Here is a 21,907-nt window from a genome sequence, read left to right on the forward strand (position 1 = left end):
CGCCGGCGAGCCCGACCGCCGAGGGCCTGCGGTCGGGCTCGCCGCGCGGTCAGCGGTAGGTGAGGTCCGACGGCGTGTAGCGGCAGTAGGTCCCGTCGGCGCCGGTGCCGAGCTTCACCGGTTCGTCGCCGGCGTCGTTGCCCTCGTACCGGTCACAGATGCTGATCTTCTTCTTGGCGTCGCCGACGATCGTGATTCCGGACAGCGTCGCGGTGTCGCCGTAGTTCGAGTTGATTCCGGCGAGCGTCTTGCCGGGCGCGGTGACGGTGACGTTCTGGATGACGACCGCGCGCCGGTACTGGGCCGAGCAGTTGCCGCACGACCGGTACAGCTTCCCGAAGTCCGCCACCTGGAAGTTCCGGATGACCATCGTGCCCGGTCCGTTGTGCTGGAACACCTTGTCCGACGCGTGCCGGGCGCCGCCGCCGTCGATCGTCATGGTCTGCGTCGCGGAGGTGCCCTTGAAGGTCGCCGCGTCCTCGCCTACGTCCTCCCACCAGACGTTGMGCAGGGTGCAGGTCCCCAGGCAGTGGATGCCATCCCCGGCGGGCGCACCGATGACCACGTTCTGCACGGTGCCGCCGTTCGCCACCTCGAACAGGGCCGGCTGGTCCTCCGACTGCCCCCCGTCGCCGACTCCGCTGTAACGCCGAAGCTGACCGTCGAAGGTGCCGGAGACCTTGATGGTGGTTCTGGAGCTGACGTCGCCGGTGGGCGTCGGCCAGGCCGCGGGTGTGGCGGGAACGGTGGCCGCGACCGACGTCGCCGGCGCCGGCGGCGCCGTGGTGCCGACCGGCGTGACCGTGGTCGTGGCCGGGGGTGTCCGCGTGGGGGACGCGCCGGCCGTCGCCGTCGTCCCGGGTGACGTCCCGGCCGGGCCGGATGGTGGGCTGACCACGGTCCCGCCGCCGCCGGAAGGCGTGACCCCCGGCTGACAGCCGGCCAGAAGGGCACCACCGCCCAGCATCGCCAGCGCGGCGAGCACCGCCGCGCGCTTCGGCGCGTTCCGCCCGCGGGCGGGTCCCGCCCGCCGGGCGCCCGCCGGTTCGGACCCGTGGGATCGAAGCAGATGATCTTTCAGTCGTCGCCGCAAGGCAGGCCTCTCGGTCGGCGACCGGCCGATCCCCTCCTTCTCTCGACCAGCCGCGACGGTTTCCTCCCGCCTACTAGTCGTGTCCGCGCGCGGTTTGGTTGCCTCATACACCGATCTTCGTGGGGAAGCGTGGCCCAGGCAGGGCCAGTGCCAGTGACCGGCCCCGGCTGGCCAGCTGGTCAGCCGGCCGCCCGGCCGCCCGGTCAGCCGGTCAGCCGGAATTCCAGGTCGGCTTCGGGGATGGCGGTGTCCAGCTGGGCCTTCTGGAGCTGGCCGGAGTAGTCCCAGTTCATGGACTGCCAGCGGGTGACCTGGTCGAGTACCCAGCGGCCCGACTGGCGGGAGCCGTTGCCGGAGCGGCCGTTGCCCCCGAAGKGGAGATGGGCCTCGGCACCTGAGGTGGAGTTGTTGACGCTGACCATGCCGGCGGACACGCCGCGGCGGAACCGGAAGACCGTCGCCGGGTCGTTGGTGTAGATCGCGCTCGACAGGCCGTAGCCGGGGAGGTTGGCCAGCTCGATGGCCTCCTCGAGGGTGCGGTAGGTGGTCAGGCCGACGATCGGGCCGAACGTCTCCTCGCGGAACAGCTCGTCGTCGGGAAGCAGTCCGTCGACGACGACCGGGTGGTAGTAGAGGCCATCGGCCGGGTCGCCGACGAACCCGCGCCGCGGCGCGCCGACGCTGATCCGCCCGACGGCCGTCGAGCCGAACGTCGAGTGGTGCTCGCGGATCAGGTCCAGGTGGCGCTCATAACCGGCGGCGAACTTCGCGTCGAGCAGCGGGCCGTACAGGACGGCGCGGGTCGGGTCGCCGATCGGCGCGTTCTCGACGGCGACGGCGAGCCGGCGGCGGAAACCCACGTAGACGGACTCGTGGACGATCAGTGTGCCGAGCGACGTGCACCGCTGCCCGGCGGTCCCGAAGCCGCCGAACAGGGCGCCGTCGACGGCCAGGTCGATGTCGGCGTCCGGCGCGACGACCATCGGGTTCTTGCCGCCGAGCTCCAGGCACGGCGTCTGCAGGTGCCGGCCGCACAGCTCGCCGATCTGCCGGCCGACGGCCGTCGAGCCGGTGAAGCCGACCTTGTCGACGAGGCCGGCCGCAAGCGTCCGCGCGAGGCCGTCGGCCGTCGCCTCGCCGGACGCCGGGACCATCGAGAGCACGCCGGCGGGCAGGCCCGCGTGCCGGGCGAGCTCGGTGAGCGCCCGGGCGCAGGCGGCGGCGTACTCGGCCGGCTTCCAGACGACCGCGTTGCCGCACAGCAACGCCGGCACGATGTACCAGCTCGGCACCGCGACCGGGAAGTTCCCCGCGGTGATCACCATCATGACGCCGACCGGCTCGCGGAACGTGAACAGCTGCTTGTCGGGCATCTCCGATGGCACGGTCTCGCCGTAGAGTCGCCGTCCCTCACCGAGGAAGAACCGGCAGGTGTCGACGATCTCCTGCACCTCGCCGCGGGCCTCGGCGAGTGGCTTGCCGATCTCCCTGGTCACCAGCCGGGCGAGCGCGTCGGCGTTGTCCTCGACGAGCCGGCCGAAGTTGCCGATCACGGTGCCGCGCACCGGCGCCGGCACGTCCGCCCAGCCGCGCTGGGCCGCCCGGGCGACCTGGGCCGCCGCGACCAGCACCTCCGCCCCGCCGAGGCGGACCGCCGCGACGACCTCGCCGTGGCGCGCCGGGTTCGTCGAGGCGACCGTCGGCCCCTCGGACTCGATGCCCTCGATCATGGGCGCCACCAGCGGCGGGTGCACCAGGGTCATCGTCAGCTCCCGTCTCCCGTCAGGTCCGCGCACGCGGCCAGCCGCCCGCCCCCACCGCCACCGTAAGCGGGCGACGACTCGGTCGCAGGCCGAAGGGCCGGGGTCGCCCTGCCCGCCACCACACCGGCCTCGCCAGCTCCACCGGCCAGGGCCGCCGCCACCCGGCCGAAGGCGGCGAGGGCCGCGTCGATCTCGTCGTCGGTGATCGTGAGCGCCGGGCGCACCCGGACCGTGACGTCGCCGGCGGGCAGGGTGAGCACGTGCTCGTCGACGCGCAGCCGGCGCAGGGCCTCGTCGCGGGTGGCGCGGTCGGGCAGGTCGAACGCGCAGAGCAGGCCCAGGCCACGCGGGTTGGACAGCAGCCGGGGATGACCGGCGGCGAGCGCCGTGAGCCCGGCCAGCAGCCGCTCGCCGGCGCGCGCGGCGGCTTCGAAGAGCCGGTCGCGCTCGATGACCTCCAGCATCCGGGTCGAGCGGACCATGTCGACGAGCCCGCCACCCCAGGTGGAGTTGATCCGGCCGGGTACCCGGAACACGTTGTCCGCCACCTCGTCGACCCGGCCACCGGCCATCACCCCGCCGACCTGCGCCTTCTTCGCGAACGCGACGACGTCCGGCCGCAGGCCGAGGCGCTGGTAGCACCAGGCGGCGCCGGTGGCGCCCACCCCGGTCTGCACCTCGTCGAGGACGAACAGGGCGTCGCGTGCGTGCGCGAGCTCACCGAGGGCGGCGAGGAACTCCGGCCGCAGGTGCCGGTCGCCGCCCTCGCACTGGATCGGCTCGGCGAGGACGCAGGCGATGTCGTGCGGGTGGCGCTCGAACGCCGCCTTGGCCGCCTCGAGCGCCCGCCGCTCGGCGGCGCGCACGGCCGCGAGGCTCGCCGCGGTCACCGGGAACGTCTGTGCCGGGCTGTCGATCCGCGGCCAGTCGAACGTGGGGAAGCGGTCGGTCTTGTTCGGGTCGGTGTTGGTGACCGAGAGGGTGTAGCCGCTGCGGCCGTGGAAGGCGTGCCGCAGGTGCAGCACGCGGGTGCCGAGCCGTGCCGGGCGGCCGTGCGCCTCGTTGTGCCGGCTCTTCCAGTCGAAGGCGCATTTCAGGGCGTTCTCGACGGCGAGCGCCCCGCCTTCGACGAAGAACAGGTGCGGCAGGCGCGGGTCGCCGAGCACCCGGGCGAAGGTCGCGACGAACTCGGCGTAGGCGACGGTCGCGACGTCCGGGTTCGCCGGCTTGTTGAGCGCGGCCCGGCCGAGCTCGGCCACGACCTCGGGGTCGTCGGCCAGCTCGGGTGGGTTGACGCCGAGCGGGGCGGAGGCGAAGAAGCTGTACAGGTCGAGGTAACGCTCGCCGGTGCGGGCGTCGACGAGCGTGCGCCCGCGGCTCGCGGCCAGGTCGACGACCAGGTCCAGCCCGTCCACCAGCACGTGGCGCCCCAGCACCGCCGGCACGTCTCGCGGCGCCACGGTCACCCGGCCGGTCCCGGTCAGCCACGCGCCGCCGCCGTCCGACGGGCGCGACGCGGCGGGCTCGCGGCGGACAGCGGTACCAGTCACGAACGCGGGCACGGCCACGGGACCTCCCCGGATCGCGGGAACGCGGACTGGGCAGTACGGCACCGAACACGCAACACCGGAAATAAGCCGCCGCATCCACCTCTACGCAGGAGATCCTTCACCAGATCATCGATTTTGACAAATTTTTTACGTCACCGCTCGTCGACGGGTCACCCTCGGCGGACAACCGGCCGCGATGGAACGCCAAGACACCCGCAGGGCTTCGCCCTGCGGGTGGGAAGGATCTGGCGGGAACGACCTACGGCGAGGGAGTGACGTCGGGGGTCCGGGACGCGCCGGGGGGCGAGGTGGAAGTGCCGGGCGTCGTGCCGGTGCCTGTCGACGTGATGGGAGGCGTCGTTCGGGGGCCCTGGGTGTCGGTCTCGTTGTCCGTGGCCGGCGCGGCCGAAGTGGTCGTCGGGCCGGTCGGCCGCCGGGACGGGGGCCGGGTGGTGCGCCGCGACGATGGCGAGGCGGAGACCGACTCGATGGCCTCGGACGTCGACGCGGAGACGGAGACGGACGGTGTCGACGAGGCGGAGGTGGCGGAGGTGGGCGAGGTCGCGCTGACCGACAGGTCCGAGTCGTCGCCACCGCCGTGGCTGGTCAGGACCAGCGCGAGGGCGACGCCACCGGCGAGCAGCACGACCAACGCGGCCGCCAGCAGCGCCTTCATCGCCGTCGACCGCCCGGTCCGCGCCCCGTCGCCCGGCCGGCCCCGCCCGTCGGACCAGCCCGCCGCCGCCGCTCCAGCGGCCGCGCCGAAGGCGTCCGTCCTGGCGCCACCGTTTCCACGGGGCAGAGGCCCCGTGGGCGGGCGTACGTAGGTCGGGATGTCGGACCCGTCCGTCCAGTCGTCACCCTCGCGGCCCGGGCCGCCGCCGACCGGCAACGGGCCGGTGGCATAGCCCGGGCGGGCGCCGTCACGGCCGGCGGGCCGGGACCGGTCGCCGCGTGGCGGCCCCGACGGCTCACCCGGGCGGCCCTGCCGCGGCTGGCCGGCGAGTCCCTGGGTGGACCGCAGGTTCAACGTCTGCCCGGCAGAGGTCCCCCGCAGCGCGTCCGCCTCCGCCGCCGCCCGTGAGCGGGCCGACGGGGCCGGCGATTTGGACGGCGGCAGGGCCAGGGGCGGCGCCGGGGTCGGCGGCTGCTCGACCCACGTCACCAGCGCGGTCTCGACCGCCTGGTCCGACTCCTGGGGAGTGTGGATCTCGCGATGCAGCAGGCCGCTGACGAGAACCGTCGCGGACGGACGCGCTCGCGGGTCCTTCGCCAGCGCCGCCCGCACCAGGTCGACCAGCTGGGGCGGGACGCCGGCGAGGTCCGGCTCGGCGTGCTGGATGAGGCCGACGGCCTCGAGCGGGCTCGAGCCATGGAACGGCGAGTGCCCGGTGGTGGCGTAGGTGACGCAGGCGCCCCAGGCGAACACGTCGGCCGGCGGGCCGACCGTTTCGCCGCGCAGCTGCTCGGGCGCCATCCAGACGAGGGTGCCGACGCGTTGGCCGATCTGGGTCCTGGCCTGGGTGAGGTCGGGGTCGGAGTCGGTGGTCGAGCCGCCGAGCATGGGTTGGGTGGTCAGCGCGACCCCGAAGTCGATGATCTTCGGGCCTTCCCAGCCGAGGATGACGTTGGCCGGCTTGAGGTCGCGGTGCACGACGCCGACCGCGTGCATCGCGACCAGCCCGTCGGCGAGGCCGGCGGCGAAGCCGACGACGAGCCGTGGCGCGAGCGGCCCCCTGCCGGCGACCGCGTCGAGGAGGGTGGCGCCCTCGACGTACTCGGTGGCCAGCCACGGCGACTCGGCCTCGGTGTCCGCGTCGACGACGGTCGCCACCGAGCCGCTGCTGATCATCCGGACGGCGTCGACCTCGCGGCGGAAGCGGGCGCGGAACCGCGGGTCGCCGGCGAGCTCGGGCGTGGGGACCTTCACCGCGACCGGGCGGTCGTCCGGCCCGAACCCCAGATAGACGGTGCCCATGCCGCCGGAGCCGAGCCGACCGGTCATCCGGAACGGGCCGATCATGCGCGGATCGGCGTCGCCGAGTGGTGCCAGCACTAGTCCCCCAACCCCCGAGGTGGCGCCGCGGCCGGATCGGGGCCGCGGTCGACCTCACGAAGGTGGCACCACCTTTGCCCCTCACCTTCTCAACAGTCGACCCGCCGCGCCGGTTTATTTCCCGACATCATGAATGTCGGTTCCAGGACATCGCCCATCCGTGCCAGCGGGCCCGACGGAAGGGCCCGGCAGAAGGCCCAGGGGCAGAGCCCGGTGGAGAAGCCGGCGCGCGCCACGGTGACGCCGCCCGGTCAGCGGCGGCTGCCGTCGACCTTGGGGTCGGAGGTCGGGATGCTGGCCTCGTTCTGGGGGCGGAAGGCCTGGCCGTCCCAGTTGTAGCGAACCCGGGCGGTGCCGCTCGGGCAGCAGTCGCCGTCGCTGACGGCGTAGGTGCCGTACTCGAGGACGACGTAGCTCGGCGTCTGGTCGAGCACCTCGATATGGCGGCTTGGCTCCTTCAGGTCGGTGCCGATGAACTCGCCGTTCGCGAAGACGAACGCGAGCTGGGCCGTCGTGTCGCTTCCGTCGACGCCGCCGCCCGGGACATCCTTGGAGCCGATGACGACGTTGAGGTCACGGGTCCGGTCGAACGTGCCCAGGTCAGCCTGGTAGCCCTTGCTGTCGACGATCTGGTCGACCTCCTGCGCGGTCAGCTGATGACGGGTCGGTGAGGGGGTCACGGGCGTCGTGCCCTGCCCACCCGTGGCCACGCCGCCGCCCGTCGACGGCCCGGCGGTGGGCGCATCGGAGCCCGCCGGCGTGGTGACGGCCGCCGTCGACGAGGACACGTCCGGCGAACCGCCATCGCCACCGCCACGGTTCGCGAGCGCGAGGGCCGCGGCGGTGGCGCCGCCGAGCAGCAGGACGAGCGCGACCACGAGCAGGACGGTGCCGGCGGACCGGCGACGCGGCGGCGGCACGGGAGTCGGCCGGCCCGCCTGCAGGGGCCAGCCACCCCCCGACGCGCCGGCAGGCGGGTAGCCGGAGTCGCGGTACCCCGAGCCGCCGTAGGCCGGTGGCGGCGGGGTCGACGGGCCATAGGCCTGCCGCGGCGGCGGCGACTGCTGGTAGCCCGCCGGCGGGTACTGGCCGGGCGGGGGCGACTGCTGGTAGCCCGCCGGCGGGTACTGGCCGGGCGGGGGCGAGTACTGGCCCTGCGGGGTCGAGTGCGGGCCGGGCGCCGTACCCGGCTGGCCGGGCGGCGGGCTGGGGAGCTCCCAGAGCCTCGCGAGCGCCGTCGCGTAGCGGTCGTCGCCGGCGGCCCTGGTGGTCGCGTCGGGGGCGGCGACACCGCGCAGCAGCCGGTCGCGCAGCTCGACGGCCGACGGTCGGCTCGCCGCGTCCTTGGCGAGCGCGGCACGCACCGTCGGCAGCAGCGACGCCGGTACGCCAGCCAGGTCTGGCGGCTCGCCCAGGATCTTGAGGGCGACCGCCTGCGGGTTGTTGGCGTGGAACGGCGGCCGGCCGGTCGCCGCGTAGGCCACGCAGGCGCCCCAGGCGAAGACGTCGGCCGCGGGGCTGGCGCGCTCGCCGCGCAGCTGCTCGGGGGCCATCCAGACGATCGTGCCGACGAGCATGCCGGTGCTGGTGTGCTGGGTCGTCCCGCTGGCGCTCGCGACCCCGAAATCGATGACGCGCGGGCCGTCCCAGGACAGCAGGATGTTGGCCGGTTTGAGATCGCGGTGGATGACGCCGGCGTCGTGGATCGCTACCAGCGCCTCCGCGAGGCCGACCGCGAGGCCGCTGACGAGCCGCTCGTCGAGGTGGCCGCGATCGGTGACCGCCTCGGCGAGGCTCGCGCCCTCGACGTACTCGGTCGCCATCCAGGGGCGCTCGGCGTCCGCGTCGGCGTCGAGGACGGCGGCGACGGCGCGGCCGCGCACTCGGCGGGCGGCGTCGACCTCGCGGCGGAAACGGGCGCGGAACTCGTCGTCACGCGCCAACGCCGGCGAGGGCACCTTCACCGCGACCGCCTTGTCGGCGGGCGAGAACCCGAGGTAGACGGCGCCCATGCCGCCCCTGCCGATCAGGCTCTGGATGCGGTAGGGCCCGATCTCGCGCGGGTCGTCCGTGCCCAGCGGCGTCAGCACGCGTGCTCGTCTCCTCCCGGGGGCCCAGGTCTCAAGTGCCCAGGTATGCCCAGGTCTCTAGTGCCCAGGTATCAGACGCATAGGCGCCTATGCGGTGGTTCCTCGACATCGGGCCCGATATGCGTCCCCGCGAGCGCGCCGACGGATCGCCAGCGCGCACGGCCGGTCACCCGGACACGTCGCCTTCGTACGCATTCTTGCCTGACGCCGGATTCGCCGTCCCCGAAGGTCGGGGCCACGACGGAGGGCGCGGCCGAAGCCCCGGCGGCGATGTGCCAACCTAGAACGCTGGAGTGGCGTTTCGCGCCCCTCGACCACGCCTCGCACCACGCGCACCCGCCGGCCGCGCTCGCACGCGCCCGGCGCGGGCTGGCACCGGTGCCGGGGCGGATCGGGGTGGGTCGAGGCGCGGGTGGAGGCACGCGGAGAGGGTCTGGCGGATGTCGGGGGAGAAGCCGGTCGGACGCGACGGTGGGCGGCCCGGTGACCGGCTCACGGGCGGCCAGGTCGGTATCCTGCTCGCCCTCATGGCCGAGGGCCGGCCGTTGCCCAACCCGGAACTGGCCGCCCGCTTCCGGCTCTCGCTGGACGGCGTCGACCGACGCCGGCTGAACGACCTGAGGCTGGTCACCAGCCGCCGGGCCGGCCGTTCCTACGTCCACGAGCTGACCGACGCCGGCTGGGCCCGTTGCCGCCGCGAGCTCGCCGCACCGCCGCCCGACCGGCGCGGCGGCATCCCGCCCGGCGCCGTCCACGCGCTGCTCGCCGGGCTCGCCCGGCATCTCGACCGCACCGGCCTCGACCTGGCGGACCTGTTCGCCCGCCCGCCCGCCGGCCCGGGCACGACGACGGGCCAGGCCGAACTCGCCGGGACCGAGACCAAGGCCGGGGCGGACGCGGAGTCAGTGGCGGCGGCCAGCGAGGAGGTCGAGCGGCGGATCAGGACGGCGTACGGGGCTCTCGCCCGGTGGCCCGGGGACTGGGTGCGGCTCGCGGAGCTGCGGCCGCGTCTCGGGGCCGACCTGGCGCGCACCGACGTCGACGCCGTGCTGCGACGGATGAACCGCGGACCGGGGGTGACCGTCGCCCCGGACGAGGACCAGAAGGCGCTGACGGGCGCCGACCGGCGCGAGGCCATCGAGATCGGTGGCCAGGCCAAACACCTGATCATGGTCGAGGGCTGAGCGGATGCCGGCAACCACCGAGCGAGAGGCCTTCGCCGCGCTCAACCTCAACTGGATCCGCACCGCCGACGGCGTGTGGACGCCGTCGCCCGTGCACGTGAACGGGCTGCACGCGGACACGGTCCGCTCGCTGCTCGACGCGATCCGGGACGCGGCGGMGAGCCCCGAGGACAACCCGCCGGGCCTCGTCGTCCAGGGGCAGGCCGGCGCCGGGAAGACGCACCTGCTCGGCTGGGTCCGTGAGCAGGTGCACGCCGCCGGCGGTTACTTCTTCCTCGTCGGCCCGCTGGGCGGCGCGGCGCCGTTCTGGGAGAGCGTCATCGGCGCCGTCGTCGACGGCCTGACCCGCCCGGTCGAGGGCGAGGGCGGCGAGACCCAGCTGCGGCTGTTCCTGCGCCGCCTCGCCGGCGTCGTCGGCGCCTCGCCGGCGATCGTCGACGCGGTCACCGGCCGGATCCCGCTGGAGCCGGTCCACCTGAAGGACTTCGTCGTGGCGCTGCGCAGCTACGACCGCCGCCTCGGCGGCGACTGCCAGGACACCCTGCGGGCACTCGTCCTGTTCGGCTCGGAGGACCTCGACGACGAGGACGTGGGGCGCGGCTACCTCCAGTCGATGGAGGAGCAGTTCCCGAACGAGCGCGCCGAGCGCGGCATGCGCGCGCCCGCCAAGCCCGCGACCGAGATCGTCCGCGAGCTGTCCCGGCTGCTCGCGCTCACCGGCCCGACCATCATCGCCGTCGACCAGATCGACACCGCCACCGCCGAGACCCAGCTCCCCCACGGCCACCCCGACTCCCCCGACCGTCCCGAACCCGCCGCCCCCCTGGACGACGACGCGGCCGGCCCGGGCGGCCCCTGGGTCAGCCCGATCGTCAACGAGGTCGCCGACGGGCTGCTGGGGCTGCGTGACCTGACCAGCAGGACGCTGTGCCTGCTCGCCTGCCTGCCGATCACCTGGGACCTGGTGGCCACGCAGGCGGTCCGCTCGGTGCGCGACCGGTTCCGGGTGGTCAGCCCGCTGGGCGTCATCGGCGCGGGAGAGCTCGCCGAACAGCTCGTCGCCCGCCGGTTCGCCCGGCGCTACGGAGCGATCGGGTTCATCCCGCCGTACCCGACCTGGCCGGTGCGCCCCGAGGCATTGCTCGCGGCGGGCGACTACACCCCGCGGGCGCTGCTCCAGCACATCGACGCCCACGTGCGTGCCTGCCTCGCCGCGGCGACCTACACCGAGCTGCGCTCCTTCGACGACGTCGCCACCCCGAACGCCGCGGCCATCGACACCGCGGCCCAGGACGCGGCCGCGCCGACCCTCGGCGCTGCGCCCGCGGCCGGGGCGCGCCCGGCCGGGGCGCGCCCGGCGGGCGGGGCACCGATCTCCGTCGGCGGCGCGATCCTGGTCAACGACGCAGCCCAGGAGCAGGAGTTCGACCTCGACAGCCCGGCCGGCCGGCGGCTCGTCGTCGGCTTCGCCGAGCTGGACGTCGCCTGGGCCCGCCTGCGCGCCGGTGCGCCGGGGCTCGAGGCGCTGGCCGACCACGACGAGGACGAAGCCGTCCCCGACCTGCTCGCCGCCGGGCTGGACGCCTGGATAGCCGAGCTCGGCCCCGCCGGCCGCGTCTTCAGCCGGGACGCCCGGCCGAGCGCCAAACCCGCGCTGCACGCCCGGCTGCGCCGCGTCCTCGACGAGACGACCGGTGACGAGGCGCACTGGTCGTTCCGGGCGATCCTGACCACCCACCCGGGCACCGCGCTGACCAGGCTGAACAGCGCCTGCACGATGGCCGGGATCGCCACCGGGATCGGCGCGGGCGAGGGCGGCCGCATCCGCCGCCGGGACCGGGGCCTCGCCGGGCTCGACGGCGCCGCGGTGGCGGGGCGGCGGGGGCTGGTGGTGCTGCGCACCGCCGAATGGAGCAAGGGCGCGAAGACGCAGGACGCGGTGGAGGCGTTCGAGCGGGCCGRCGGCATCACCCATTTCCTCGCGGACGAGGACGTGCGGACGTTCGCCGCGCTGCGCCAGCTTCTCGACGGCCGCCACCCCGCGCTGGAGACCTGGCTGCTCGCCCGCCGCCCGGCGAGCTCCACTCCCCTGTTCACGTCGGCCCTCGACGCCGTCTACCGCGAGCTCGCGCCCGCACCAGGCCACTACCCGCCGGTGGTCGGCGCCCCGGCGGCCCAGGTCGCCGCCAATCCGCTCGTCGTGCAGGCCATCCACCCGCCGCGCCGTTCACCGTTCGCCCCGGCGCCAGCACCAGCGCCGGCGTTGGCCCCGACCAGGCTCGTCCTCACCGCCCTGCCTCCGCCCTCCCCGCGTCCGCCGACCCACTCCGCCGCCCCGCCCCCGATGCCGGCGCCCGCCGCCGTGACAGCTCCGCCAGTCACGGCGGCTCCACCGGTCACGGCGGCTCCGCCAGTCACGGCGGCTCCGCCAGTCACGGCGGCTCCGCCAGTCACGGCGGCTCCACCGGTCACGGCGGCTCCACCGGTCACGGCGGCTCCACCGGTCACGAAACTGGAATCGCCGGCGCCGGCGCCAGTTCTCCCCGCATCCCAGCCGCTCCGCCTCGCGCCGTCGGCCGCTCCGACTCCGTCGGCCCCGCTGGCGGCGGAGCCGACGGTCCTGATCCCGCCTGTCCCGGCGTTGCCCCCCACGCCCCCCACACCCGCGCCGCCCCCCACGCCCGCGCCGCCCTCGGCGCGTTCGGAGCCGCCAACCGCCGTGCTCGCTCCCGCGCCGACGCCCACGGTGGGCGCGGTGACCGGGCCGGCGGCGGAGCCGGCCGGCTGGCCACGGGCCGCGCGGCCGGCCTCGCCAAGGACGCCCTGGGCGGCCGGCCCCGACGAGGACGTCCACGACGCGGCCTCCTTGCCCCTGCTGGTGCCGGTGTTCGTCCCCGGCGAGCCGGCACGTTCCTCGTCGGCTCCGCCACCGCCCGCGACAGCGGAACCGGCCCCCGACGCGCCGCTGCTGGTACCGGTGGCGCTGCCGAGGATGCCCGGCGCGGCGGCCCATCCGGGCGACGCCGATCCACTGCCGGTCCCTCTGTCTCCGCCTCCGCTGGAGACTCCTCCGCCCGCGCCGAAGGCTCCTCAGCCCCCGGCGGAAATCGTGCGGCCCGCGACGGAAGCCGCTCAGCCTCCMGCCGTCGTCGAACCGGCCGGGTTCCAGGACGGGGTGGCCCGGCTCGTCCCCGTCGCGCTGCCGCTGGCCACCGGCGGCAACGGATCCCGGGGCCAGGCGGTACCAGCCGAGCGGCCAGCGGCCGCCGGCGGCAACGGGTCCGCGGGCCACGTCGAACCACCCCCACCTGAGCGGGGCGTCGCCAGGCTCGTACCGGTCGCGGGCCCGGCGGGGTACCTACCGGTGGCGCCGGTCAGGCCAGCGGCGTCCGAGGCGCCCCACCTGGCCCCTGCTTGGCCAAGCCTCCCGCAATCCCAGCGGACCCCGCTGGTCGTACCCGCGCCGACGGCCGGCGGCAACGGGTCGGCCGATCCCACCGGGTGGTTGGGGCACGCGGATCCGACGGCGACCGGTGCGGGGTCCGCGAACGGTGTGCCTCCCGGCACCGCGGACGCCGGCGGCGCCGGCCCTGGTGCGGCTGGAGCTGGGGCTGGGGGCGAGGTTGGGGCTGAGGGCGACGACGAGGTCGCGGGCGAGGAGCCGGGCGAGCTGGTGGCGGTCGGGACGGCGGCGGGGACCGGGGCGGCGGTGGAGCTCCGGTTGGCGGCGCTGCGCCGGCACGCGGTGATCTTCGCCGGGTCCGGCTCGGGGAAGACGGTGCTGGTGCGCCGGCTGGTCGAGGAGTGCGCGCTGCGCGGCGTCTCGTCGATCGTGCTGGACCCAACGGGTGAGCTGGCGCGCCTCGGCGAGGCCTGGCCGGCGCCGCCGCGGCACGGGTGGGGTCGCGGCGACGCCGAACTGGCCCGCGAGTACCTGGCGGCCACCGACGTCGTCGTGTGGACGCCGAACCGTGACGATGGCCGGCCGCTGCGCCTGACCGCGGGTGACGACGGCCCGGCGACCGATCCGGGCACGCTGCTCGCCCCGGCGCTGGGACGCCGTGCCCGGGTGTCGGTGGTCAGCCTGGTGGGGCTGGAGACGGACGAGGAGCGGCAGGCCTTCGTCGGCGAGCTGCAGCGGGCGCTGCTCGCCTGGGCCGGCAGACGCTCGGCGGCTGGCCGGCCGCTCGCGGGCCTGCTCGTGCTCGACGAGGCGCAGACGTTCGCGCCGGCCGGGCTGACGACGCCAACCACGGACAGCACGATCGCGTTGCTCGACCAGGCCGGCGATCACGGGCTGGGCCTGGTGCTCGCGACCCAGTCCCCGAAGGGGCTGGACCCAAGGGTCTCGGCGGCCGCGGCCACGCACTTCCTCGGCAGGCTGAACGCTCCAGCGCAGATCGACGCGGCCCGCGCGCTGGCGACGGCGCTCGGCGGCGAGGCGCCGGAGATCGGCCGTCTCGGCGTCGGCGAGTTCTACGCCGCCAGCGCCGGCCTCCCTGTCCAGCGGGTGAGCACCCCGCTCTGCCTCACCCAACATCCCGGCTGGCCGCTGCCCCCCGCCGACATCCTGGCCCGCGCCCGCCGCCACTGATCCGAGCCCATGGCCGTCGGCACGCCAGCGCACCACACACTCCTGGCGGTCGGCCGGTTCCCCTGAGGTCTGGATATTTAGGATGCGCGTAGATAATCTGCGCACAGGTTATCTACGCGGCGACAGGGGCGGTTCATGTGGAGCTTTGAGCACAGCGTGACAACGACGGCGGCGGCCGAGGCGGTGTGGCGGCTGTGGGCGGACGTGAGGGGCTGGGGAGCCTGGAACGCCGACATCGAGCAGATCGAGATCAGCGGCCCGTTCGCGGTGGGAAGCGAGATCGTCATGAACCCGCACGGCGAGAATCCGGTGCGGCTGCGGCTGGCCGAGGTCGTCGAGCCGGAGCGGTTCGTCGACGAGGCCGACCTCGGCGACGTCCTGATACGTACCACCCACCGCGTCGACCCGGTCGAGGGCGGAGACAGCACGGTGACCTACCAGATGGAGATCAGTGGCCCGGCAGCCGACGAGCTCGGACCCCAGGTCGGTCCTATGATTACGGCCGACTTCCCGGAGACGATCGCCGCGCTGGTCCGCCTCGCCGAGATCACCGCGCCGGCGGCGGCACGGGCGGACGCACCCTAGCCGAGGGACGCGCCGCCATGGGCGACGGTCGTGCGGTCGCGGGCTCATCCGGCTGGCGGAGCTGTGACGGAAGGCTGGGCGGTCGAACGTGGCGCTGCATCCGAACGAGAGCCCCGGCTTTCTGTTGTGGCACGCCACGCTGCGCTGGCAGCGCGCCATTGCCACGGCGCTGGCGCCGCTCGGCCTGACGCACGTCCAGTTCGTGCTGCTCGCCTCCGTCTGGTGGCTGAACGGGCAAGGCGAGCGGCCCAACCAGCTGGCCGTCGCCGCATACGCCGGAACCGACGTGAAGATGACCTCCCAGGTGCTGCGCACGCTGGAACGCAACGGCCTGGTCGAGCGCGCGACCGACCCGGACGACACCCGGGCGAAGCTGTTGCGGGTCACCGCGCAGGGCGGCGAGCTGGCGCCACGTGCGGTCGCCACCATCGAGCGGGTAGACGCCGAGTTCTTCAGCCCGGTACACAGCGGCGACGCTGTCCACCTCCTGCGGCAGCTGACAGGACGGGACAGTGGGCCCGGCGCCTGACCCCGTCGCGGGGTCCGCCCACTGTGACTCCCATCAACACGGGCGGGCCGGCGGGCCGCTGCAGCAGCCATCACGAGCAGGCGGACGGTCTGTCGTCGCGTCGAACGCCGTCGGCGTCGTCTGGGGGTTCCCAGATTCCGGTATAGAGATGCTCGACGGTGCGGTGCAGAGGGTTTCTTCGTGGCTGACGCCGCGGGTCGATGGAATAGGGCGGGACAAAGTACGGATGCCCGTCCGATCCCATAACGACGACCCACTCTCCTCGATGCACGGTCCGGTGATGGAAGCCGCACAATAGAGCAAGGTTGTCAAGGTTGGTCTTGCCGCCGGAAAGCCAGTGCACGATGTGATGCGCGTCCGTCCACGCCGCATTCTTCTGGCACCCAGGGAACGTGCATCCGCCGTCCCGCGCGACCAGAGCCCGGCGCAGCGGTGGTGGGATGATTCGGCGGGTGCGGCCAAGCTCAAGGGGCACGCCTTCGCGGGAGAGCAGAACGTGGGTGAGGTTGGCGTCGCAGCAGATTCTTTCCAGAGCGGCGTGGGACAGTGGCAGGCCATGCCCGGTGGCGGCCGGAGTGGCGCCATCCCGGCCGAGCAGGGTGTCGATCGTGGTGGTGACTGTCAGGTGGGGCCGGGTACCGCGGGCGGTCGGCAGCGTGCCCGTGCCCAGGACACGTTCGGTGAGGTCGATGAGGGCGTCGGCGCGCAGCTGCGGGACGGTGCGGCGGTCTTCGGGGTGCTCGCCGAGTGGTTTCGGCCGGGCGAGGGGTTCGAGGGCGGCGCGGAGGGTGGCGGCGCCCTCGGCGTCCAGCGTGCCGTGCAGGCGGGTGGTGCCGTCGGGCTGATCGGTCAGGTGCAGCTCGCGGCGTCGGGCCTGGTCACCATCGTCGCGCGGTTCGGAGCCGGGCGGGTGCAGCTGGTCCCGCAGACGGGCCTGGATGGTCCTGCCAAGTGCGGCCAGGTCGCCGGAGTCGAGGATCTCCGCCTGGACCAGCAGGAACTCCTCGGCCCAGTGACGCTGCTCGCACGGCGTGTCCGCCGGGAGCGCCCGCAGCGCCGTGACGATGACGACGGCCTGGTCACGGCTGATCGCGGTACCGGTGAGGGCCTCACCGACACGCGGGTAGATGCGGTCGAGGTCACGGGCCAGCTCGATGGTGCGGCGGGCGTCGGCGGGGCGCATCTTCAGTTGCCAGCGCAGCAGCTCCGCCGTCGAGGGCAGGTCCTCATCGCCGAACACCGGCCGCAGGTCCCGGCCGCCCAGGTCCCGGACCACCGCGAGCTGGACCGCGCCCAGCAGCCGGCCGGCCCGCTCCGCGGCGTCGAGGAACTCCAACGCCTCTGCGTCGGACAGCGCCCACAGGCTCGCCCCAGCCAACGCCTTCAACCCACCGACCACGCCGTCCAGCTCAGCCAGCACATGATGCCGCCCACCAAACCCGACGCCAGCCCCATCCCCCGGGATATCGGCGCCAGAAATGCCGCCCTCGAATACCGTCGCCGCACAGTTCTCGCGCCCGCTTTCCGTCGCACCCGGCCGGTTGTGGTCAACCGGGCCCAAAGAAACCTCGGACTCCGGCCGGCCCCATCCCCTGATGGGCCGGTCATCCGGTTCCTCGCGAACGGGTGGCTCGGGCATGCCTCAACGGAACCACACATTCAAACACCTGTCCATTCCGCGGCATTCGGGGGGTGCACCCCCCGAATTTTCCGATGCGGAAAAGCAGACGACCACGTTGCGGTGCTCGAATCCTAAGCGACCCGCAGCCAACGCGCACAAGCCGGCAATCAGAGGGGAAGCCACTCCCCCAACGGCTATGCGGGTAATGGTCACGCAAAACGCGAGACCGGGCGGGTCAGTCAGGTACGGGCGGCGGCGTTGGCCAGGATGGCGTCGTGGACGTACCGAGCAAGGCCTGGGGTGACGATCTCGTAGACCTGGGTGAAACGCTCGTCGGCGAGATACATCTCAGCGAGACCGACGTGGATGTCATAACTGCAGTCGTAGAACCAGCGGGTGATGTGCTGGCGGTGTTCCTCGGCCAACGCCGTGGCCTCCGGGCCATCCGCCGGTAGGCCGGACAGCAGCGCCGCACGCCAGGCACACAGCGCCGCGTCACTCTCGGTCTTCAGGCGCGCCCAGTCATCCTTCGTGTAGGACGCGGCCCGGCGCTGGGACTCCTGGTATGCGTCGGTCTCACCGAACCGGTGCTCGGCCTCGTCCGCCCACTCACCGCCCACCTTGTCCGTGCCGAAGACCTCAAGTTGTTCTTCGGGCGTCAGTTGCATGCCCATGGTGCGCGCCTCCAACTGCCTGTCGATCGCGGCGATCATGGCCGCGAGCCGCTCGCCGCGTTCCACCAGCAGCCCGCGCTGCCGGCGGAGGTGGCCGGCGGTGTCCACGCCCGGGTCGCTCACCAGCGCCCGGATCTCCTCCAGTGGAAAGCCGAGCTCGCGGTATACGAGCACCTGCCGGAGCCGCTCGAGATCCGCCGCGCTGTACACCCGGTAACCGACCACTGTCCGCCCGGACGGGCAGACCAGCCCGATCTGGTCGTAGTGATGCAGCGTCCGCACGGTGACCCCGGAAAGCCTGGCCACCCTCCCGACGGTCAGCTCGCCGGCGCTCTCGCCCTCCACACCTCGACTCTGCGCCCTGACGTCGCGGCAGGGTCAAGCCCCGGCGACGCGCCGGCCTGCATCACCAGAGGGCGTCACCAGGGGTAGGTGCCGCCGTTCTCGTTCAGGAACACTCCCGAGCCTTCGTCATGCCTGGCGAGCACCTGGGCCGCGATCCGGGCGCCGCCCTCCTCGGCGCTGTCCCAGCCGGAGTGGCCGTTGAGGTCGGTGGCGCAGTAACCCGGGGAGAGCGCGTTGACGGTGATGCCGACAGTGCGGAGCTCATGCGCGTAGATCAGCGTGATGGCGTTCAGCGCCGCCTTGGACGAGTTGTAGCCGAGAAGCTGCGCGAATTTCCCCAGCGTCGGACCGGGATCGGCCAGGACGGCGAAGGTGCCCAGGCCGCTGGAGACGTTGCCGATGACCGCGCCGGGTGACCGGCGCAGCAGACCGAGCATGGCGTTCGTGACGGCCACGACGCCGAAGACGTTGGTCTCGTAGATCTCGCGCAGCGCGGAGACCGGCAGCGTCGAGGGCGCGCGGCCCTGGTCGCGGGTGATGCCGGCGTTGTTGACGAGGATGTCCAGCCGGCCGTGCCGGGCGTCGATGACCGCGGCCGCGCGCGCGATCGTCGCCTCATCCGTGACGTCCAGGTGAAGAAACGCGACGTCCAGCCCTTGCTGGGCGAGCGCCGCGGCCGCCGCCTCGCCCAGTTCGGGGCTGCGCGCGCCGAGCAGCACGGTGTGGCCCTGCCTGGCGATGGCCGTCGCCGTGGCGAGACCGATGCCCTTGTTCGCTCCGGTGACGAGCACGATCTTGCGAGGGGAGGCCTGGGAAACGGGTTCGTGGGAGGTCATGGGTCTCACCGTCACGTCGGGGACCGGCCATGAGGAGAGCAGTCCCGAGGCTGGTATCGGCGGTCCCATGGTTCGCGGGCCCGCGCGGGTACACCCTCGTGTCATGGACCAGGCCAGCCGCGACGAGATGGCGGCCTTCCTGCGCGGGCGGCGCGCCCGGGTACAGCCGGCGGACGTGGGCCTGCCGGCCGGACCGCGCCGCCGCACGCCGGGGCTGCGCCGCCAGGAGGTCGCCCAGCTGGCCGGCATGTCGGTCGACTACTACGTCCGCCTCGAACAGGGCCGCGGGCCACGCCCGTCCGGCCAGATCCTCGGCGCCATCAGCCGGGCGCTGCGCCTGTCCGACGCCGAACGCGCCTACCTGCACCATCTGTCCGGCGAGCAGCCGCCGACCGCGTCCGTCCTGTCGTCCGACGTCAGCCCAGGGGTCCTGCACCTGCTGGACCGCTTCGACGACGCGCCCGCCCTGGTCTGCGACGCCAAGTACGACATCCTGGCGTGGAACCCGATGGGCGCGGCGCTGCTCGGCGACCTCTCCGCCGTCCCACCGGCCGAACRCAACGTCATCTGGCGTTTCTTCACCCGGGCCGGCACCCGGGAAAGGCACGACCCGGCCAGCGTGGAGCGGTTCGCCCGCGAGTCAGTGGCGGACCTGCTCGCCGCCGCGGCGCGCTACCCGCGCGACCCGGGAATCCGTGACCTGGTCGGGCGGCTGCTCGGCGCCAGCGAGGAGTTCCGTCGCCTGTGGGCCGAACGGGAGCTCCAGGTGCGCCGCTCCACCCACAAACGGATCCGCCACCCCGAGGTCGGCTGGCTCGACCTCGACTGCGACGCCCTGCACGACCCMGAGCGCGACCACTGGATCATCCTGTACACGGCGGCCCCCGGGACGCCCACCCACCGGGCACTCCAACTACTCAAGGTCCTCGGAACGCAGTGGTCGACGGCGCCCGGGTCCACCGCGACCTCCTGACCGTCCGCCGCGCACGCCGCCCCGTACCGCCCCGGCGGTCAGGCCGGCGTCGTGGCCCGCCGCGTGACCAGTCCGAGCACCTCGGCCAGGGCGGCGCGCACCCGCTCGTCGCCGATCAACCCATCCGGCCCCACCGCGCTGCGCGCGACGGGGACGCGCACCGGACTGGGAGTCGCGACGACCGCGCCGACGTAGCCCAGCACGGTCGCCAGCGTGGCGTCCGCCCCGCCCCCTCGCCCCTCGGCGGCCACGTTGATCCAGGCAACCGGCTTGCCGTAGAGCTCACCGCCCCCGACCGTCCAGTCGAGCAGGTTCTTCAGGCTGCCCGGCAACGATCCCGCGTACTCCGGCGTGCAGAACAGCACGGCGTCCGCCGCGTCGATGCGCCGCCTCAGCTCGGCCACGGCCGGGTGGACCGGTTCCTGGTCATCGGGCACGAACRCAGGCAGCCGCGCCAGGTCGTCGTAGAGATCGGCGACGACGCCGTCGGGGGCGGCGGCCCGCGCGGTTCGCAGCGCGGCCGTGTTCGTCGAGCCGCCCCGCGTACTCCCGGACACGAGCAGAACCCTCGTCTCGACGCTCACCGGCACGCCCTTTCGCCTCGCCCAGCAGCAATGTGCTTCCGGTAGCAGCAACGCGAGCACCGAATGGGTTACTCCGGGCGAGCGGCCGCGGGCCGGACGCCTTCCGGACAGCCGCCCGCCCGGAGGGAAGCTCTCCTCGATGGGCGGAGGATTTTCCACGTTCAGGCCGGTGGCAATGGTCTCGACGGCGCGGCCGCACCCGAAGCCGATTTTTCATTCACACTCAAGAACCGACAGAAATCATTCATTACACAACACTCGCTCTACGGATTGGCACGCTTGTACCTAATCGAGCCGTTGGCGCTGGACGGGCATTCCGGCGCCGGTTAGCCTCCAGTTCCTGGAGGGGCAGCGCGGTGCCGGCTGTTTGCGGCACCCCGGCCAGGAGGTTTTCTTTGGCGTCCCTCGCCGTCACCGTGCCAGCTCGGCGCACGCTGCTGGGCCTCGCGACCGCGGCATTCGCCGTCGCCATCGCGGGCTGTCAGCCAGCCGCCGGCGGTGGACCGGCCCAGCCCGCCGCGACCGGCACCCAGGTCACGTCGCCGGCTTCGACGGCCACCACGGCGCTGCCCACGGCCCCCGCCGTACCGGCCACGACCGCGCCGTCGCCGTCGGCCAGCCCGTCGGCCACGCCGAGCAGACCGACGAGGCCAACCACGGCGACACCGGCGCCGCCACCGCCGACCACCCGGCCGGCGCCGGCACCGGTGCCGGCCGGCGCGGGACGCATTCGGCCCGGCGTCGTCTACTCCGGCCCGGCGACRCACTACGACGCCGACGGCGGCGGCAACTGCATGTTCGACCGGCTGAACGATCCCGCCATGCCGGTGGTGGCGATGAACGAGCTGGACTACGAGAACGCCCGCGCGTGCGGCGCCTACATCGAGGTGACCGGGCCGGGCGGGAGCACGGTCGTGAAGGTCACCGACCGGTGCCCGGAATGCGGCGCCGGCCACGTCGACCTGAGCCCGCAGGCGTTCGAGCGGATCGCGGGCGGCGTCCCGGGGCAGGTCAACGTCACCTGGCGGCTGGTCAGCCCGGCCAGCATCGGCTCCGTCCAGTACCAGATCAAGGACGGGTCGTCGGCGTACTGGCTGGYCATCCAGGTCCGGAACCACCGCAACCCGATCGTCTCGCTCGAGGTGCGGGTGAACGGGTCGTGGGTCGCCCTTGGGCGCGAGATGTGGAACTACTTCGTGGCGCCCCAGGGGCTCGGCCCAGGGCCGTTCACCGTCCGGATCACCGACCTGTATGGCGAGCAGCTCGTCCACACGGTGAACCTGGCGCCCACGACCGTGCAGACGACCAACAGTCAGTTCGCCCAGCACTGAGCGCTGTCATCGGGCGGGGACGGCCGGACCGTCCGCCGCCCGGTGGAAACGCCAGCGTCGGGAGGAGCTCGCGAGGGGTCTGAGATGAAGGCGGGTCGG

15 protein-coding genes are annotated in these 21,907 nt (G+C 73.8%); 6 read left to right on the top strand and 9 right to left on the bottom strand.

The window, feature by feature from the left end:
- Nucleotides 1-49: 49 nt before the first annotated feature.
- The 5 genes from BCD49_RS05075 to BCD49_RS05095 form a co-directional block, all read right to left on the bottom strand.
- The gene (locus tag BCD49_RS05075; RefSeq protein ID WP_083401263.1) at nt 50-985 is read right to left on the bottom strand and encodes a pectate lyase; all 936 of its coding nucleotides are present in this window, start codon (nt 983-985) and stop codon (nt 50-52) included.
- Between the two features lie 311 nt (nt 986-1,296).
- Nucleotides 1,297-2,856 carry an aldehyde dehydrogenase family protein gene (locus BCD49_RS05080; protein ID WP_071041219.1) on the bottom strand — a complete coding sequence of 520 codons (1,560 nt, stop codon included), beginning with the start codon at nt 2,854-2,856 and terminating at the stop codon, nt 1,297-1,299.
- Between the two features lie 2 nt (nt 2,857-2,858).
- Nucleotides 2,859-4,424: an L-lysine 6-transaminase gene (lat, locus tag BCD49_RS05085; RefSeq protein ID WP_007509417.1), complete on the bottom strand. Its 1,566-nt coding sequence runs from the start codon at nt 4,422-4,424 to the stop codon at nt 2,859-2,861.
- 241 nt (nt 4,425-4,665) lie between these two features.
- Complete coding sequence (locus tag BCD49_RS44815) at nt 4,666-6,429, bottom strand: serine/threonine-protein kinase (protein ID WP_232794155.1); 1,764 nt, start codon at nt 6,427-6,429, stop codon at nt 4,666-4,668.
- Between the two features lie 284 nt (nt 6,430-6,713).
- A complete protein-coding gene (locus BCD49_RS05095; protein ID WP_007509413.1) occupies nt 6,714-8,552 on the bottom strand; it encodes a protein kinase domain-containing protein in 1,839 nt (612 codons plus the stop codon).
- A gap of 440 nt (nt 8,553-8,992) precedes the next feature.
- On the opposite strand from BCD49_RS05095, the gene BCD49_RS05100 reads away from it, so the two are divergent.
- From BCD49_RS05100 to BCD49_RS05115, 4 genes are all read left to right on the top strand, one after another.
- Entirely contained in the window at nt 8,993-9,736 is a 744-nt protein-coding gene (locus BCD49_RS05100; protein ID WP_007509411.1) for a hypothetical protein, read from the top strand.
- 4 nt (nt 9,737-9,740) lie between these two features.
- A complete protein-coding gene (locus BCD49_RS44820) occupies nt 9,741-14,330 on the top strand; it encodes a helicase HerA domain-containing protein (RefSeq protein ID WP_071041221.1) in 4,590 nt (1,529 codons plus the stop codon).
- Nucleotides 14,331-14,465: 135 nt separating this feature from the next.
- Nucleotides 14,466-14,915, top strand: coding sequence for an SRPBCC family protein (locus BCD49_RS05110; RefSeq protein WP_007509406.1), 450 nt, complete (start codon nt 14,466-14,468; stop codon nt 14,913-14,915).
- Nucleotides 14,916-15,003: 88 nt separating this feature from the next.
- Complete coding sequence (locus BCD49_RS05115) at nt 15,004-15,444, top strand: MarR family winged helix-turn-helix transcriptional regulator (RefSeq protein ID WP_007509404.1); 441 nt, start codon at nt 15,004-15,006, stop codon at nt 15,442-15,444.
- 70 nt (nt 15,445-15,514) lie between these two features.
- Here BCD49_RS05115 and BCD49_RS05120 read toward each other — a convergent pair whose 3' ends face one another.
- The 3 genes from BCD49_RS05120 to BCD49_RS05130 form a co-directional block, all read right to left on the bottom strand.
- Nucleotides 15,515-16,864: an HNH endonuclease signature motif containing protein gene (locus tag BCD49_RS05120; RefSeq protein WP_007509402.1), complete on the bottom strand. Its 1,350-nt coding sequence runs from the start codon at nt 16,862-16,864 to the stop codon at nt 15,515-15,517.
- A 440-nt stretch (nt 16,865-17,304) separates the two neighbouring features.
- Nucleotides 17,305-18,084 (bottom strand): MerR family transcriptional regulator, encoded by a 780-nt coding sequence (locus BCD49_RS05125; protein ID WP_007509400.1) that lies wholly within the window; start codon nt 18,082-18,084, stop codon nt 17,305-17,307.
- Nucleotides 18,085-18,158: 74 nt separating this feature from the next.
- Entirely contained in the window at nt 18,159-18,920 is a 762-nt protein-coding gene (locus tag BCD49_RS05130; protein WP_007509398.1) for an SDR family NAD(P)-dependent oxidoreductase, read from the bottom strand.
- Nucleotides 18,921-19,023: 103 nt separating this feature from the next.
- Between BCD49_RS05130 and BCD49_RS05135 the strand changes: the two genes are divergently transcribed.
- The gene (locus tag BCD49_RS05135; protein WP_071041223.1) at nt 19,024-19,893 is read left to right on the top strand and encodes a helix-turn-helix transcriptional regulator; all 870 of its coding nucleotides are present in this window, start codon (nt 19,024-19,026) and stop codon (nt 19,891-19,893) included.
- Nucleotides 19,894-19,931: 38 nt separating this feature from the next.
- Here the strand turns inward: BCD49_RS05135 and BCD49_RS05140 are convergent, their stop codons facing one another.
- Nucleotides 19,932-20,483 (bottom strand): NAD(P)H-dependent oxidoreductase, encoded by a 552-nt coding sequence (locus tag BCD49_RS05140; RefSeq protein WP_083401264.1) that lies wholly within the window; start codon nt 20,481-20,483, stop codon nt 19,932-19,934.
- 389 nt (nt 20,484-20,872) lie between these two features.
- Here BCD49_RS05140 and BCD49_RS05145 point away from each other — a divergent pair, with 389 nt between their 5' ends.
- Nucleotides 20,873-21,808 carry an expansin EXLX1 family cellulose-binding protein gene (locus tag BCD49_RS05145; RefSeq protein ID WP_071041224.1) on the top strand — a complete coding sequence of 312 codons (936 nt, stop codon included), beginning with the start codon at nt 20,873-20,875 and terminating at the stop codon, nt 21,806-21,808.
- The last annotated feature ends 99 nt before the right edge of the window (nt 21,809-21,907 follow it).

It is taken from the genome of Pseudofrankia sp. EUN1h (assembly GCF_001854645.1).
Lineage (GTDB): Bacteria > Actinomycetota > Actinomycetes > Frankiales > Frankiaceae > Pseudofrankia > Pseudofrankia saprophytica.

Excerpts from the sequence above, each read along its gene's own strand:
- BCD49_RS44815 (WP_232794155.1), bottom strand. The coding sequence starts at position 6,429 with ATGATCGGCCCGTTCCGGATGACCGGTCGGCTCGGCTCCGGCGGCATG.
- BCD49_RS05100 (WP_007509411.1), top strand. The coding sequence starts at position 8,993 with ATGTCGGGGGAGAAGCCGGTCGGACGCGACGGTGGGCGGCCCGGTGAC.
- BCD49_RS05110 (WP_007509406.1), top strand. The coding sequence starts at position 14,466 with ATGTGGAGCTTTGAGCACAGCGTGACAACGACGGCGGCGGCCGAGGCG.
- BCD49_RS05130 (WP_007509398.1), bottom strand. The coding sequence starts at position 18,920 with ATGACCTCCCACGAACCCGTTTCCCAGGCCTCCCCTCGCAAGATCGTG.